This window comes from Traorella massiliensis (genome assembly GCF_900104665.1).
GTDB lineage: Bacteria > Bacillota_I > Bacilli_A > Erysipelotrichales > Erysipelotrichaceae > Traorella > Traorella massiliensis.
Window position 1 is genome coordinate 1,081,613 of the sequence record NZ_LT629969.1, and the last position, 14,676, is coordinate 1,096,288.

Sequence of the window (14,676 nt, forward strand, 5' to 3'; positions counted from 1 at the left end):
GTATGAACAGGAAGGTTTGATTAAATCATTTTATCTTTCAGTTTTTGTAAAATTATTTTCTCGGCTCTGGATATTTGAACCTGTGTACAATTAAGACGAGCTGCTACCTCGCTTTGTCGAAATCCTAAGGTATAACGAAAATAAAGAATCAGTTTTTCTTTTTTACTTAGAAAACTGATTTCGTGATTCAGACCTAATAGTAAAACTTCATCCCTGACTTCATCAGCTAACTGATCATTAAGCGTAATGCTCTTGCCATCACTTTCGATGATCTGTTCATCGATACTTGAAATATGCTGATGTGCATCAAAAGCTATATAAACCTCTTCAATGCTGCATCCGCAAGCTGCCGCAATCTGTTCATAAGTGGGTTCACTGTTTTGTTCATGCATTAGTTTTTCTTTTTGTGCCAGCATACGACTATAATTTTCTTTAATAGAACGTGAAATGCGAATTGAGCCATCATCCCGAAAAGAGCGTTTAATTTCTCCTAAAATGATCGGAATCGCATAAGTAGAAAACTGAACTTCTTTTGAAAGGTCAAAATGATTGAGGGCTTTCATCAGCCCAACGATACCAATTTGAAAAAGATCATCACGATTGCTCTTATATAAAAATCGCTGAATACATGAATAAACCAATCCTTCATTTTTCAATACAAAGTATTCTTTTGCTTCTTCATCATTTTCCTGAATGATACGGATCAGCTCAAGATTACTTAGATTTTTGTAGCTGTTTCTGGACGACAACGCTCGTACCCTCTTTCAGACGTGAAATTACATCAAAACTATCCGAGAATGTCTGCATGATCGTCATCCCCATCCCGCTTCTTTCAAGCTCAGCTTTGCTTGTATATAGAGGCTCCATGGCCTGCTTGATATCTTCAATGCCATTTCCGCTATCACTAATGATCATCGTTACGCAGCCATAATCATCATAGCCAATCTCTAGTTTTACTAATTTATTTGGATTGGAGTCATAACCATGAAGAATGGCATTGGTTACCGCTTCAGAAACAATGGTCTTGATTTCCATCATTTCTTCTATCGTTGGATTCAATGGCGAAAGAAATGCACAGGCAGTAATTCTTGCAAATGACTCATTTTCTATACGGCTTTTAAATTTTAAGGTTACCTTATTCATAAGCACGCCTCTTCCTTGATCAGATGAAAAAGTCCTGACATAGCAAATATCACCCGATGATGCTGATTTAATCCTCTTAGGACTAATTCACACTGGTTCGCTGCACATTGTTTGTAGCGAGCAAGAACAAATCCAATACCTGTACTATCTACAAAGCTCACTTCACTAAAGTCCAGAATGACCTTTGCCGGATGCACCGAATCAATTAAGCGAATACATTCTTCCTTGATCAGTGAAATCTGATAATCATCTACATCTTCATTCAAATAAAAAGTCAACACATCTTTTTTCTTTTCAACGCGCATAACTCATTCCTTTCAAACATAGTTTATCACGTTCTAAAGCTTGTGTGGGAACTTGCGACAAACTAAGTCAAAACTCGCCAAAAAGACATCTGAAAATAATCTAAAAACTGCATCTTTGATACACTTTGTGCTACCCCGACATCGACGATGCTTTCACTTTGATCATCATAAATGATCTTCACTTCTCCGATTTTTTCATGAGCTTCTAAAGGTAAATCAAAACGTGTCTGTGTAAAAGTTTGCGACGCTACAGTTACTTTTTCATCTTTATTTAAAATAACACCTACATCATTTAAATAAACCAGATCCACTTCATGAGGTAATCCCACTTCAAAATAATGACTTTGATATATATCATTCATCTTAAAAATTGGCTGATATATAATTTTTGAAAACCCCACATTGATCATTTCCATCACTTCGACATTCCGTGTTTTTGAATCGGGTTCTTTCATGACCACACCAATCAAACGTAAGTCATTCTTTCTAGCCGTAACCGTAATACAGCTCAAAGCCTCTTGTGTAAATCCTGTTTTCAGACCATCAACACCCTCTACATGTTTGACTAGTTTATTTGTATTTACAAGCCAGAATGGATTGGTATCTTCACGGATATACGCATCATAAGTAGATGTAATAGATAGAAGATCATCTTTTCCTACTTCAATCAGTTTTTTCGCAATCAAAGCCATATCCTTAGCACTAGAATAATGATTTTCATCATGCAAGCCGGTCGTATTTTCAAAATTGGTATTCACTAAATTTAATTCTTTACTTTTTTCATTCATTTTTGAAACAAATTCAGACACGCTTCCGCTAATTCTCTCAGCGATCGCCACCATCGCATCATTCGCACTAGAAATACAAACGGCTTTTAAAAGATCATGAACATTCATCTGTTCATTTGGCTGTAGAAACACCTGGCTTCCTCCCATGCTTGCTGCATTTTCAGAAATGCTCAGCACCTCATCTAATTTTAAAGAGCCATCATTCAGTGCTTCATAAACAAGAATCAGACTCATCATTTTAGTCATGCTGGCAGGAAAAAGCTTTTCTTCACCATTTTTATCATAAAGAACCTTACCTGTAGTTGCTTCAATCAAATAAGCACTCTGTGCATGAACTGTCAGATCTTCTTCAGCACGAATATTTTGCGAAAAACAAAAAAAGCATAAAAACAAGATAAATACTTTTTTCATAAACCACCTCATCCTATTTTATGAAAGGATGTCAGCTTTTTAGAATTGAATTGTTCAAAGTCTCACTATTTTTTAAAATCATCTTTCTATCAATCAAAAATGAAATTTCCTAATATATAAAAAAAGATGTTTTTGAACATCCATTTTTATTTGAATAATCAGATTAGTCATCCATTGAATATCGATTTCTTATCAGAAACAGAAAGATAACACGTAATATACCTAAGCTTAAGACACTCAGAACAGTCAGGATATCACCATATCGATCACTTGCTTTTTTAAATATTTTATGTGAAAGAACACAGTCTAAAATAAAACCAATGAGCAGTAATAGAAGAAAGACTACAAATAAAGCAGCATGAAAGTTTTGACCATGGTAAAAGTAAATGCCAAGAAAAATTACTAGAAGATTATTTAAAGCAAGTAAAATTCCAATTTTTTTTGAATGAGCAGCTTCTCCTAGCAGATATTTATTATAAAAAGGGATCCATACTTGCCAATATTTAGAATTATCATCATTTTTATAAATTCCCATCAATGCAAGACTTTCAAATATATAAATGAATAATAAGTATGCAATGATAATAAGAAATATCGCAACAAAGAAATAAAAGATTGCCGATAAAAAACTAATTAGGATAAGAACGCTTATACCACCCATAAGATCACCTCTGATGTAAAAATTATAACACAATGTTAAAAGAAAAGCATTCTCATGAAGATAATGCTTTTTCTAATTCTTTGATGATTTTTTCTTTGTGTTGGCAAAAAGAAGCTCTGGCTGCATTAAGGTTTACTTGAATAAGATCTTTTTCAGTAAAACCAAATTCTTTTTGAAGAAGATCATATTCACTTTGTAAAGTAACATTACAAAGCAATGGATCATCAGTATTAATTGTAACAACTGCTCCCTGATCCATCATTTCTCTTACTGGGTGATGCGTTAAATCAACACAACGAGAAAGAATATTACTTGTAACACTTATTTCTAAAGGAATTTGACGAGCAATCATTTCCTTTGCGACATCTGGATCATTCCAGCCGTGGATACCATGTCCAATTCGATTAGCATGCATGCTCATAGCTGTTCGTACAGCTTCTGCAGGACATACTTCACCGGCATGAATAGTTATGTTGATACCTTCTTGATAAGCTTTCTCAAACAGATAACGAAAAGACTCAGTAGGCTTAGCACCTTCAGCTCCTGCTAGATCAATTCCTACAACACCTTTGTCTTTATAAGCAATAGCTGTATTTAGCGTATCCATGTTGGCATCATCATTATCTGCATCCTCCCCATAATTCATCATACATACGATAATGCCGACAATCATATCCGGATGAATTAACATGACTTTGTTCACACCTCTCAAAACAGTTTCTACAGCCTGATTTTGAGTCATCTGCAAGATATGCTGCTGAGGTGCAAAACGAATTTCCGCTAAGCGAATTCCCTGCTCATACATAGAAAGAGCGAGTGAGTACGCAGCCTCTTCAAGATTTTCAGGAGTCTGAAGAAGAGCTGTGATTTGATCAAAACGTTTTAGGCATTCACTCAAAGGCATAGCTTCAGTAATTATGATTTGATTCTTCCAGGTTATCTCATCAACAGTTTTATCGATCACACCTTCTTTAAGAGCAAGCTTATAAAATGTAGAAGATGGCAGTGCTCCATCAAGATGACAATGAAGTTCGACTCTAGGATAAAAACTCATGATCATTCCTATTCAATGACTTTATAGATCAAAGGTGCTTTTTCTACTTTATCAACACTCATTTCAAAGCAATCATAGAAATTCTTGATCCAGTCCTCATTTAACTCAGAATCGGTATGAATGGTAGCTAAAGAATCTCCTGCCTTAACATAATCGCCATCTTTTTTATGAAGAACGATTCCTACAGCATGATTGATCGTATCTTCTTTGACTGCTCTTCCAGCACCGATCTGCATTGCCAATGTACCAAGCTCTAATGCTTTAAGACGTTTCACATAACCTTCTTTTCTAGCTTGAATTTCAATTTGCATCTTTGCCTTAGGTAAAAGTTCCGGATGAAGAATTTGTTCAGGATTACCACCCTGTGCCTTTACCATTTCTACAAGTTTATTAAGGGCAGCACCATTATCAATATTTTTCTGAAGCATTTCACGAGCTTTTTGCTCACTTTTTGCTAGTTTGCCTTGCATCAGCATGATAGCACCCGCATTCATACATAATTCCTTAAAATCTTCAGGACCCTCATTTTTCAAAGTAGCAATCGCTTCTTCTACTTCTAAAGCATTCCCAATAGCATTTCCTAAAGGCTGATCCATACTAGAAATCATAGCTCGGGTATCTTTGTTTAATTTTTTACCAATTGAAATCATCGTACGGGCTAATTTCTCAGCATCTTCAGGTGTTTTCATAAAAGCCCCATCTCCAAATTTCACATCTAAAAGAATCGTATCTGATCCACTTGCCAGTTTCTTTGACATGATACTTGAAGCAATAAGTGGAATTGAATCAACAGTCGCTGTCACATCACGTAAGCTATATAATTTTTTATCAGCAGGTACTAACTGTTTGGTTTGGCCAATGATTGCTAAACCGATCTCATTGACCTGTTTTTTAAACTGTTCTTCATCTAAAGCTACCTGAAAGCCTTCAATTGATTCTACTTTATCCAAAGTGCCGCCAGTATGTCCTAAACCACGTCCGCTCATTTTCGCAACTTTCAAACCGCAGGCTGCTACCATCGGGGCTAATGAAAGTGATGTTTTATCACCAACACCGCCTGTTGAATGCTTATCTGCTTTAATACCTGCAATATCGCTTAAATCGATCATCTCACCGCTATGCATCATTTCATCACATAACCAGGCAATTTCATCATCATTCATTCCTTGATAATAAATTGCCATACATAAAGCACTCACCTGATAATCAGGAATGCTTCCATCTACATAACCTCTGATCCAGAAAGAAATTTCTTCCTGGGTTAACGCATACCCATCTCTTTTTTTCTCAATAATATCTACAAAACGCATCTTTACGCTTCCTTTCTTTGCAGTGTTACAACACTGAATTGTTCATGCTGCTGAATATTTACAGTTTCAAATTCATTCTCATCAAATTCAGGAAAATATGTATCTCCTTCATATTCCTGATCAATGATACTAATGACCATTTTATCGACATAAGGTAATGCTTCTTTATAAACTTGTGCGCCACCAATGACCACTAATTCTTTATCATTATTTTTATATAGATCAATCACTTCTTTTATATCATGAACGATCTTGACAGATGCATCATGATACTCATAATTTCCTCGAGTCAGCACATAATGAAAGCGATGTGGTAAAGGCTTTTTAAAGCCTTCAAAAGTCTTCCGTCCAACAAGCAGATCCTTATTTATCGTATATTCACGAAAATGTTTGAGATCTTCCTTGATATTCCATGGCATCCAACCGTTTTTACCAATCAAATGATTGACATCATAAGCAACGATAAGCGAAATCATACGCTCACCTTCCCTCTGATCGCAGGCCATGGATCATAATCAACGATCTTAAAATCATCATATGTAAAATCATAAATACTTTTCACATCCGGATTCATGATCAGCTTTGGAAGTTTTCTTGGTTCTCTTGAAAGCTGGGTATTAATTTGTTCAAAGTGATCGCTATAAATATGCACATCACCAAAAGTATGTATAAATTCCTTCGCTTCATAACCGCAAACTTGCGCAATCATATGTGTCAAAAGTGCATATGAAGCAATATTAAACGGTACTCCTAAGAACACATCTGCACTTCGCTGATACAACTGGCAGGACAAATATTTTTTATCAGAAGAAACATAAAACTGCATAAAGGCATGACAAGGAGGAAGTGCCATATCTTTGATCTGAGCTGGATTCCAGGCACTAATGATATGTCTTCTTGAAAAAGGATCATTTTTTAAATCATGAATCAGATTCTCTAACTGATCTACTCCAAAAAAATTACGCCACTGATGTCCATAAACAGGTCCAAGTTCCCCATATTTTTTTGCGAAATCATCATCATTTCTGATTTTTTCAATAAATTCATCTATGGTTTCGTTTTGATAATCCTTAGACTTTTTATACTTTTCATATGGCCATTCATTCCAGATACGCACATTGTTTTTGACTAGTGGCTGAATATTTGTACTGCCGCTGATAAACCATAAAAGTTCTAAAGCGATACCCTTAAAAAATACTTTTTTGGTTGTTAATAAAGGAAAACCTTCACGCAGGTCGATACGCATCTGATAACCAAAACAAGATTTCGTTCCTGTCTGAGTACGATCCATCCTCATTTCGCCATTTTCCATGATATGTCTGCATAAATCCAGATATTGTTTCATAACTGTCCTCCCAATTCTACTATTTCTTCTTTTGTTAAGCTTCGCCATTCTCCAGGTCTTAATTTTTCATCTAATTTTAGAGAACCAAACTGTACTCTTTTTAAATAAGTTACTTCATTGCCGACATAATGAAGCATTCGCTTGACCTGATGAAATTTACCTTCCTGAATCGTTAAATAAATTTCATCCACACCAATACGTTCAACTTTTCCCGGCTGATAAGTTTCATCTTTTAATTTTATGACATCCTCAAGAGAGGCAATCATTTCTGTAGTGACTTCTTTTTCACATTTCACATAATACTTCTTATCAACATGATATTTTAAAGAAAGCAGACGATGTGCCAAAGCTCCATCATTACTGATCAAAAGCAATCCTTCCGTATCTTTATCTAACCTTCCTACCGGAAATACATCATCTTTTAATGGAATATCAAAACACTCTAAAACAGTCTTATCTTTTCGATCAGTGGTTGCGCTAACGACCCCTTGGGGTTTATTCAACATATAATAAACATATTTCTGATAGATAACTTCTTCATCATCTAATAATATAATGTCTATATTTTCATCAACTTTCAGATCATCTTTTTTTACGATAACGCCATTCACTTTTATTCTAGACTTACGTATAAGCTCTTTGACTTCTTTACGTGTTCCTATATTGGCATGTACAAGATATTTATCCAGTCTCATCTTCTTTTCAGCTTTCTTAAAATCATTTTTAAATCAATATGGAAGAGTTGTTGCGGCAGCTGGAAAAAGTATGTCAGAACCACATAAACACCTAAAACGATCATTCCTTCCAATACAAGAAGCGGTATCATTTCAATTCTTCCAAAACGAGTAATATCTCCAAAAATTGCATAAAGTCCCAAGTATACAAAACTTGTCAGTAACAAACAGCAGCACATAACCAATATCTTTCGAAGCGTATAATGCCAATTGATCTTATACTGACGATTAAGATAGTAGACATCCATTACAATAATAGTCAGATAAGAAAGTAAATTGGACATCGTAGCCCCTGCCATTCCAAAAATCTGAACACAGAAAAATAATGAAACAAACTTGACAATAGCACTCACAGCAAGAGAAATCAATGGTTCCTTACGAAGCCGGCATGCAATCAAAAGAGAAGTAAATAATGGTGCGATCGTTCCAAAGATAGCATCAATGACTCGATAACGCATCAAATAATTCTCATAGTCGAGCTGCTGGATCGTAGCCACTACTTGCCCCATCCCATCTGTCATTGAAAGAGTTGGATTTCCAAATAAAAGATACATTACTTCTTTGGAAAAGAAAAACAAACAGAATGATAAAGGCAGTACGATATAAAGCACAGATTCCAATGTATCCTTAACATGCTTACAAACCTGTTTTAAATTTTTGCTTTCCAGTGCTGTTGTAATATAAGGGATCAAGGATGCACTAAATCCGACAGCTAAAATTTGTGGTATGGCAATAATCTTTTTTGTATGCATTGCTATGATAGTACCATATATATAATTACTTAAATCAGCATTCATTCCTGTTGATTCTAGCGCCCTTGAAAAGAACATCAAATCAATCATATCTTGAGAATACGCTACAATTGAAGATACAAAATAAGGAATAGCAATAATGATCAATTCTCTTAGCAATAACTTAGGATTATTATTGGACAGACGTTCTTGCGTTGCTGCCAATGCTTTCATTTCTTTGGTTTCTTCTTTATCATATTTATAAATATGTAAAAGTGCGCAAATAGCTGAAACCGTCGCAGAGAAAACAGCAAAATATACAGCCCAGATCTGATCTCTATCAAAAATATAGACTGCGATTGCTCCGGCTCCCAAAAGAAAGAATACTCTTACAAGCTGTTCAAATACCTGAGAGAATGCATAAAGCTCCATTCTTTTTAAACCTTGGTAAAATCCTCGATAACCACTTAATACAGGTACAAAAAACAAAGCAAAGGAAATAATGATCAAAACATTTTTAGTGATTTGAATATCCTCTGCACTGCTCCCTTTTGCAAGAATAAGTTCTGCCAGCTGACCACTAGTCAAAAGCACAAAACACATTCCGGCAAACCCTAAGGCCATCATCAGCCCTAAAGAAAGTTTTTTAATCAATAAAGCTGTCTTATAATCCTTTACGTTATAATATTTTGCTACCATCGTCGCAATAGCAAAAGGAATCCCTGCTACCGATATATTTAAAAGATAAGAATATATGTTATAAGCATAACCATAGAATCGAATATTCTGGTCTCCGGCAATCATATTAAATGGAATAACATATACTAACCCTAACACTTTAGAGAGAAAGACTCCAGCACTAGAGATCAGTCCGCCAAATATGATTGACTGCTTGCGATTTTCATTCATTGCCATCTACTACCTCTTCACCTACAAAATCATCATAATTTGCATTAATAATAAAATATACATAATTGTCTGTCTGATTTTTATCTTTGTAAACAACAAGACAATTCAATACAAATGCTTTTTCACTGCTAATACCGCTGATACCCATTCCTTCATAATATCCTTTTTCTACATTTACCTGATTAGGTATCATATTATATACCGTATCTTCAAATATACCAATACTTGGAGCTACTTGAGTTTCATTAATTTCTTCGAGATTCGCCCCGATCATTTGAACATTGCTCATAGCAACTCTTGGATTAGATATTTTGACAGTATAAGTATAACCTTCTTCAGTCTGTTCCATCTGAAAGTCCCAGTCAAACGGTATATTTGTGGAAATCTGCTTTGAATTGTCAATTAGCAGCTCCATAAAGTTTTCATATTTTTCGTTATATTGCTGTTCACTACCGCCCATAGACTGAAAGCAGCCGCTTAGCAAAAGTGTCAAACACAATAACATTCCTATTTTTTTCATGACAACACCTCGTCAACATTGTATCACAATTGCCTGCTAAATGGTATAAGAAAAGATCTCTTGCTTTTTCAAGAGACCTTTTCAACAGTCAATGTTTCTAAGATTTTATGCGAAAGGAAACACATTCTGTTTCATGTGTACAATTGGCACTTGTACAACGATCACATCCCACACTGATTTCATGAGCATCACAGATTTTCTGGTTATTGAAAATACAGGACATGACCGAACAATTGATTTTTGTTTTCTTTTCCATTGTTTTTCCTCCATAACTAGTATGCCGTTTAAATGCATCTTTATTCTTCATAGAGGATCAATACGCTAAAACAATAAATCTGTTCATCATTGTTTTTAAAACATGCATTTGAAAATTTTATATCTATGACCTTTTTATTTTCAATAAAATCATTCACTGCTTGTGTTAAATCATTTTCATGTTGTTCATCGATACATTTTACTTTCATAAACAAACCATATCACAACAAATTAAAATATTTTGTCATAATTTTGATCAATCTTTGTTTTTGCTTCATAACTAATAGCAGTCATAGGCAGACGCAGTACATTTTCACATTCATTTTGTTGACTTAAAAGATATTTGATACAGATGGGATTCGACTCTAAAAAACAAAGATGAGCAAGCTTTTTAAAAAAGATATCTAATTCGCTTACATCTCTTCCCTCTTCGATTCCTTTAAAAAATTCCATCATCTTTGTAGCTGTGAAATGAGCAATCACACTTACGACCCCGCTCATACCGCTCATCATTCCTTCTAAAAGATAATCATCATTCCCGCTAAGCACCTCAAAATCTGTGGTTGCATTTAAGATTTCTTTTACCATTTCTAAGTCTTTAGAAGCCTGTTTTAAGGCTACAATATTTTTATAGTCATTGGCTAGTTTGATAACGGTTGCTGCACTTAAGGAAACACCACATCTTGATGGTACATTATAAAGTATGATTTTCTTTTTTGTTTCTGTTGCAAGTGTTGAAAAATGTTCATATAAGCCAAATTGGGTAGGCTGATTATAATATGGTGTCACTATTAAATAACCGTCAAAGTCCATATCTTCACTTAGTTTCAATAAGCGCATAGAATCACATGTATTACTGCTTCCTATACCAAAATAGATTTCACAGCGACGTTCGCAAAGGTGGATGACATGTTCCAATAAAGCAATCTTCTCATTTTCACTACAGGTAGGACTTTCGCCTGTTGTTCCACATACGATAAAGCCTTCTACGTTCTCATCTAAAAGGCGAAGAATGATTTTATCAAGGGCTGGATAATCAATATCATTCATGATCGTAAAAGGAGTAATAAGTGCTACATATAATTTTTTCATATTTTTTTCTCCCTTAATATCGGCTGAATCTGTTTCGATTCAAAGGCTGATCCTAATGCGTCTTTAAGTAATGTGAAATCACTTGTGCAGCTATTTGGTTTTAACTCTGGAGCATCCTGATAAAACGGCAGCACATAAAAATGTTTCATATTGATCATTTTCATGACATTAACACCGCTGATGCCCAATATATCGTTACTTGCAATTCCTATCAAAACATTTTTTTGATTTCGCACCATTGCTTTTGCACATAAAGCTACCGGACAATCATAAGCACCATGTACGATTCTTGAAAGTGTATTTGCACTGCAAGGTGCAATAACCATTAAATCAAAAATATTAGAAGGGCCAATCTTTTCAGCTTCTACAATACTGGTTATGATCGGCATATCTGTTAATCGCTGACATTGTTCCATCAAATCCTTAGCTGTTGAAAAACGAGTATCTAATGTTGTAACATTTTGAGTAAATACAAAGCTTAATTCATATTCATCATTTAATTTTTCTAATTCATTCAGAACCCGCTCATGATTACAAAAAGAACCGCTGATTCCTACTAATAATTTATTCTTCATATAAAATTTCCATAAGTGTATCCTGCATTACATGTGCAGCACTTTGTGGTGAGAACATTGCAGGCAAAGGTCCTGCATGAACGATACGACAGCGTCTTTGACGAAGCAGTACCTCATTGAAAGCTGCACTTCTTACAAGATTGATGATTAGATTCTCATCCATTTTTCGAATCATTAAATCATCTATGATATTTGTAATTGAAGTATTAATAATGATTGAAGAAGGTTTTAACCCTAGATATTCATCAACGCTTATAAACTCATTGCTATCTTCCATTACTGTTCGGCGAATGACCCGGACTTGAATACCTACTTTTTTTAATAATTCATAAATCGCCTTTCCGCTATGTCCGTATCCGATCAAATCTACATCCAGATCCAATAAACCTTGATTTGTATGATCTAAAAGTAAAAATAAGACACCCTCAGCAGTTAATTTTGAATTCGCCTGAATAAATGTTTCGTATGAATTTAAATCAATTTTTCTAAAAGGAAGTTCTTTTATTTTAGGTGTCATATTTCCGCATATAATAGTACCATCTGCTTTTAACATATCAAAAAACTCAACAGGACACTTCATATCTACGCCACGAATCACCATGCATCCATCTTCTTTCCATCCAGACATTGGCAGTACCATGGCATCAAATTTCATTCTTAAAATGGTAAAATCATCCAGAAGAATACATTCCATCTTATTTTTAAGGTACTGATAAACCATGTTCATGCGTGTATCACTATTTAAAATTGCAAGCATAGCCACATCCTTTCAATATAAAGTATGCTCATTTACATATTATGCGACACCAGAAAACAAATAATCTGTCTTTTATCCTATAATCAAGAAAATGATTTTGTAACCAAAATCATATGCAAATAAGCAACTCCCTATCTGCATACCCACCTGCCTTTCTAGCGGCGTGGTTCCACCGGCACCTTCACATCTCCTTCTTTTGCTCCTCTCTGAAGCGTAAGGCATTGGCGAAATGCTCCAGTGTCAGCTTATTATTTTTTTCTGGCAGGATTCCATCCCTTTGCCATGCTTCCATCTTCCAGTGAATCGCATGACTGCCGGGTCCTGCTTCTTTTCTATCTGAACAGGCATAAATAGGGGGTTTATCATAAGACCCTTTGCGAGTATGAAGCTCTCACAGGGTCATCGCTATATCCTTTCTGACATGCCAACCACCAACACATGAATGTTCCTATTTGCTCATCCAATTCACTCTAGTAAATAGTATATAGACTTCCCGCTTTTTCGCACGGTCGTCAAACATCCCTGCCGCCTATGTAGTTCACACTATATTTCGGCCTGCCAGACCATCTATGGACCTCTCGGTTTCCCACAACTCCTTCGCACACTTCCTCACGAAAGTGCACTAATTTAGATTTTCTGTCTTGCATTGGAACTCAACAGAGTAGGACTTGCACCTACGTGACACCTTTCTTTTCAAAGTTCGTATACTCCGTTTATACACCGTATCGTAAGTAGAACTTCTAATAAGAAAGAAAGCTCAACCATGCCTGTACATGTTTGAACTATAGCGACTGCCTGTCGCACAAAAAATCGCACGATGTGCGATTTATTGAGCAATAACATAATAATTTCTTTTACCACGTTTAATAACTGTCTTATTATCAAAAAGAGCTGCTTCTTTTGAAATGATTGCTTGTGGATCTTTAACTTTTTCACCATTGACCTGAATAGATCCTTGTGAAATCCACTCTCTTGCTTCTCTTTTACTGCTGGCAATTTTAGCTTCTACTAAAACATCACATAATGTTTGCGCTTCAGCCACCGCAGATGATTCAAAAGTAGAAAGAGCATCTTTAATCTCATCCTCATTGAGATCCGTAATATTCCCTCTAAATAAAACTTCTGTAATACGTAATGCTTTTTGTAATTCTTCCTCACCATGAAGGTCACGTACCACTTCAGCTGCCAATGCTTTTTGAGCCTCACGTTTATGTGGTTCACTCTTCATTTTCTCCTCTAAAGCTTCAATTTCTTCTTTAGAAAGGAAAGTTAATGTTTTTAAATAATCGATTACTTTACTATCTTCACTATTAACCAGGAACTGATACATTTCATATGGTGATGTCTTATCCCGATCTAGCCAGATTGCCTTACCTTCACTTTTCCCAAACTTTGTACCATCTGCTTTTGTTACCAGGGGCATTGTAAATGCATAAGCTTCTTTACCAAGCTTCTTACGAATCAATTCAATGCCCGCTGTCATATTTCCCCATTGATCCTGACCAGCTACCTGCATGATACAGTCTCTGCTTTCATAAAGATGTAAAAAGTCAAGAGCTTGAATAATCATATAAGAGAATTCAGTATAGGTAATTCCTTCATCAAGTCTTCTTGAGACAATATCTTTATTCAGCATATAGTTAATATTAAAGTGTTTACCATAATCTCTCAAAAAATCAATAAAATTGATATCCTTGCACCAATCAAAATTATTCACGACTTCAAATCCAAAAACTTCTGATGCCTGTTTAGTTAGTTTTTCAATGTTATGGGCTACTTCTTCTTTCGATATCATAGCTCTTTCAGCAGTTGGTTTTGGATCACCAATCAAACCTGTAGCTCCTCCTACTAAAAGAATAGGATTATGTCCGGCTTTTTTTAATCTTTTTGATATTAAAAAAGAAGAATAATGGCCAATATGCAAACTATCCCCTGTAGGATCTGTTCCAATATAAAAAGTAATTTTTTCATTGTTTAAAAGATCTTTGATCTTTGGCGAGCTGCAGTCTTTAATGAGCCCTCGCCATTCTAATTCTTCATATAGATTCATACATTCATTCCCTCCTAAAATAAAAAAGCGTCATCC

Annotated in this window: 18 protein-coding genes and 1 other annotated feature (1 of these 19 running past the window's edge); all 18 genes read right to left on the reverse strand. The window is 35.2% G+C overall.

The features are described 5' to 3' along the window. Positions 1 to 20: 20 nt before the first annotated feature. Positions 21 to 749: a sigma-70 family RNA polymerase sigma factor gene (locus BQ5367_RS12635; RefSeq protein WP_071442810.1), complete on the reverse strand. Its 729-nt coding sequence runs from the start codon at positions 747 to 749 to the stop codon at positions 21 to 23. Next, complete coding sequence (gene spoIIAB / locus BQ5367_RS12640) at positions 715 to 1,143, reverse strand: anti-sigma F factor (RefSeq protein ID WP_071442811.1); 429 nt, start codon at positions 1,141 to 1,143, stop codon at positions 715 to 717. The genes BQ5367_RS12635 and spoIIAB overlap by 35 nt, the downstream gene beginning before the upstream one ends. Further along, the gene (locus BQ5367_RS12645) at positions 1,140 to 1,448 is read right to left on the reverse strand and encodes an STAS domain-containing protein (protein ID WP_071442812.1); all 309 of its coding nucleotides are present in this window, start codon (positions 1,446 to 1,448) and stop codon (positions 1,140 to 1,142) included. Before BQ5367_RS12645 ends, spoIIAB begins: the two co-directional genes overlap by 4 nt. Positions 1,449 to 1,510: 62 nt before the next feature. After that, a complete protein-coding gene (locus BQ5367_RS12650; protein ID WP_071442813.1) occupies positions 1,511 to 2,647 on the reverse strand; it encodes a D-alanyl-D-alanine carboxypeptidase family protein in 1,137 nt (378 codons plus the stop codon). Positions 2,648 to 2,810: 163 nt separating this feature from the next. Continuing rightward, positions 2,811 to 3,308 (reverse strand): hypothetical protein, encoded by a 498-nt coding sequence (locus tag BQ5367_RS12655; RefSeq protein WP_071442814.1) that lies wholly within the window; start codon positions 3,306 to 3,308, stop codon positions 2,811 to 2,813. 52 nt (positions 3,309 to 3,360) lie between these two features. Continuing rightward, positions 3,361 to 4,362 carry an adenosine deaminase gene (gene add / locus BQ5367_RS12660; protein ID WP_071442815.1) on the reverse strand — a complete coding sequence of 334 codons (1,002 nt, stop codon included), beginning with the start codon at positions 4,360 to 4,362 and terminating at the stop codon, positions 3,361 to 3,363. 8 nt (positions 4,363 to 4,370) lie between these two features. Beyond that, on the reverse strand, positions 4,371 to 5,672 hold the full coding sequence (locus tag BQ5367_RS12665) for a pyrimidine-nucleoside phosphorylase (protein WP_071442816.1): 1,302 nt from the start codon (positions 5,670 to 5,672) through the stop codon (positions 4,371 to 4,373). Between the two features lie 2 nt (positions 5,673 to 5,674). Continuing rightward, positions 5,675 to 6,148, reverse strand: a complete 474-nt coding sequence (locus tag BQ5367_RS12670; RefSeq protein ID WP_071442817.1) for a dihydrofolate reductase — start codon at positions 6,146 to 6,148, stop codon at positions 5,675 to 5,677. Next, positions 6,145 to 7,017, reverse strand: a complete 873-nt coding sequence (locus BQ5367_RS12675; RefSeq protein WP_071442818.1) for a thymidylate synthase — start codon at positions 7,015 to 7,017, stop codon at positions 6,145 to 6,147. Before BQ5367_RS12675 ends, BQ5367_RS12670 begins: the two co-directional genes overlap by 4 nt. Next, positions 7,014 to 7,712 (reverse strand): pseudouridine synthase, encoded by a 699-nt coding sequence (locus tag BQ5367_RS12680; RefSeq protein WP_071442819.1) that lies wholly within the window; start codon positions 7,710 to 7,712, stop codon positions 7,014 to 7,016. Before BQ5367_RS12680 ends, BQ5367_RS12675 begins: the two co-directional genes overlap by 4 nt. Then, on the reverse strand, positions 7,709 to 9,397 hold the full coding sequence (locus tag BQ5367_RS12685; protein WP_071442820.1) for an oligosaccharide flippase family protein: 1,689 nt from the start codon (positions 9,395 to 9,397) through the stop codon (positions 7,709 to 7,711). Before BQ5367_RS12685 ends, BQ5367_RS12680 begins: the two co-directional genes overlap by 4 nt. Then, the gene (locus BQ5367_RS12690; RefSeq protein ID WP_071442821.1) at positions 9,384 to 9,911 is read right to left on the reverse strand and encodes a hypothetical protein; all 528 of its coding nucleotides are present in this window, start codon (positions 9,909 to 9,911) and stop codon (positions 9,384 to 9,386) included. The genes BQ5367_RS12685 and BQ5367_RS12690 overlap by 14 nt, the downstream gene beginning before the upstream one ends. A 97-nt stretch (positions 9,912 to 10,008) precedes the next feature. Next, the gene (locus BQ5367_RS13200) at positions 10,009 to 10,167 is read right to left on the reverse strand and encodes a DUF1540 domain-containing protein (protein WP_074022027.1); all 159 of its coding nucleotides are present in this window, start codon (positions 10,165 to 10,167) and stop codon (positions 10,009 to 10,011) included. A gap of 40 nt (positions 10,168 to 10,207) precedes the next feature. Next, on the reverse strand, positions 10,208 to 10,375 hold the full coding sequence (locus BQ5367_RS13205) for a sporulation protein Cse60 (protein WP_074022028.1): 168 nt from the start codon (positions 10,373 to 10,375) through the stop codon (positions 10,208 to 10,210). A 22-nt stretch (positions 10,376 to 10,397) separates the two neighbouring features. Next, on the reverse strand, positions 10,398 to 11,258 hold the full coding sequence (gene dapA / locus BQ5367_RS12695) for a 4-hydroxy-tetrahydrodipicolinate synthase (RefSeq protein WP_071442822.1): 861 nt from the start codon (positions 11,256 to 11,258) through the stop codon (positions 10,398 to 10,400). Beyond that, positions 11,255 to 11,833, reverse strand: coding sequence for a dipicolinate synthase subunit B (locus tag BQ5367_RS12700; RefSeq protein WP_071442823.1), 579 nt, complete (start codon positions 11,831 to 11,833; stop codon positions 11,255 to 11,257). The genes dapA and BQ5367_RS12700 overlap by 4 nt, the downstream gene beginning before the upstream one ends. Further along, entirely contained in the window at positions 11,823 to 12,590 is a 768-nt protein-coding gene (locus BQ5367_RS12705; RefSeq protein ID WP_071442824.1) for a hypothetical protein, read from the reverse strand. The genes BQ5367_RS12700 and BQ5367_RS12705 overlap by 11 nt, the downstream gene beginning before the upstream one ends. A gap of 826 nt (positions 12,591 to 13,416) precedes the next feature. Beyond that, positions 13,417 to 14,640 (reverse strand): tyrosine--tRNA ligase, encoded by a 1,224-nt coding sequence (gene tyrS, locus BQ5367_RS12710; RefSeq protein WP_071442825.1) that lies wholly within the window; start codon positions 14,638 to 14,640, stop codon positions 13,417 to 13,419. Between the two features lie 33 nt (positions 14,641 to 14,673). Then, positions 14,674 to 14,676 (reverse strand) — a binding site (T-box leader); it runs 184 nt beyond the window's last position.

What these genes read in the sequence shown, in the direction of transcription:
- BQ5367_RS13200 (WP_074022027.1), bottom strand. Translation starts at nt 10,167, where the DNA reads ATGGAAAAGAAAACAAAAATCAATTGTTCGGTCATGTCCTGTATTTTC.
- BQ5367_RS12665 (WP_071442816.1), bottom strand. Translation starts at nt 5,672, where the DNA reads ATGCGTTTTGTAGATATTATTGAGAAAAAAAGAGATGGGTATGCGTTA.
- BQ5367_RS12685 (WP_071442820.1), bottom strand. Translation starts at nt 9,397, where the DNA reads ATGGCAATGAATGAAAATCGCAAGCAGTCAATCATATTTGGCGGACTG.
- dapA (WP_071442822.1), bottom strand. Translation starts at nt 11,258, where the DNA reads ATGAAAAAATTATATGTAGCACTTATTACTCCTTTTACGATCATGAAT.
- BQ5367_RS12650 (WP_071442813.1), bottom strand. Translation starts at nt 2,647, where the DNA reads ATGAAAAAAGTATTTATCTTGTTTTTATGCTTTTTTTGTTTTTCGCAA.
- BQ5367_RS12690 (WP_071442821.1), bottom strand. Translation starts at nt 9,911, where the DNA reads ATGAAAAAAATAGGAATGTTATTGTGTTTGACACTTTTGCTAAGCGGC.
- BQ5367_RS12705 (WP_071442824.1), bottom strand. Translation starts at nt 12,590, where the DNA reads ATGCTTGCAATTTTAAATAGTGATACACGCATGAACATGGTTTATCAG.
- BQ5367_RS13205 (WP_074022028.1), bottom strand. Translation starts at nt 10,375, where the DNA reads ATGAAAGTAAAATGTATCGATGAACAACATGAAAATGATTTAACACAA.
- BQ5367_RS12645 (WP_071442812.1), bottom strand. Translation starts at nt 1,448, where the DNA reads ATGCGCGTTGAAAAGAAAAAAGATGTGTTGACTTTTTATTTGAATGAA.
- spoIIAB (WP_071442811.1), bottom strand. Translation starts at nt 1,143, where the DNA reads ATGAATAAGGTAACCTTAAAATTTAAAAGCCGTATAGAAAATGAGTCA.
- BQ5367_RS12680 (WP_071442819.1), bottom strand. Translation starts at nt 7,712, where the DNA reads ATGAGACTGGATAAATATCTTGTACATGCCAATATAGGAACACGTAAA.
- BQ5367_RS12670 (WP_071442817.1), bottom strand. Translation starts at nt 6,148, where the DNA reads ATGATTTCGCTTATCGTTGCTTATGATGTCAATCATTTGATTGGTAAA.
- BQ5367_RS12700 (WP_071442823.1), bottom strand. Translation starts at nt 11,833, where the DNA reads ATGAAGAATAAATTATTAGTAGGAATCAGCGGTTCTTTTTGTAATCAT.
- add (WP_071442815.1), bottom strand. Translation starts at nt 4,362, where the DNA reads ATGAGTTTTTATCCTAGAGTCGAACTTCATTGTCATCTTGATGGAGCA.
- BQ5367_RS12675 (WP_071442818.1), bottom strand. Translation starts at nt 7,017, where the DNA reads ATGAAACAATATCTGGATTTATGCAGACATATCATGGAAAATGGCGAA.
- tyrS (WP_071442825.1), bottom strand. Translation starts at nt 14,640, where the DNA reads ATGAATCTATATGAAGAATTAGAATGGCGAGGGCTCATTAAAGACTGC.
- BQ5367_RS12655 (WP_071442814.1), bottom strand. Translation starts at nt 3,308, where the DNA reads ATGGGTGGTATAAGCGTTCTTATCCTAATTAGTTTTTTATCGGCAATC.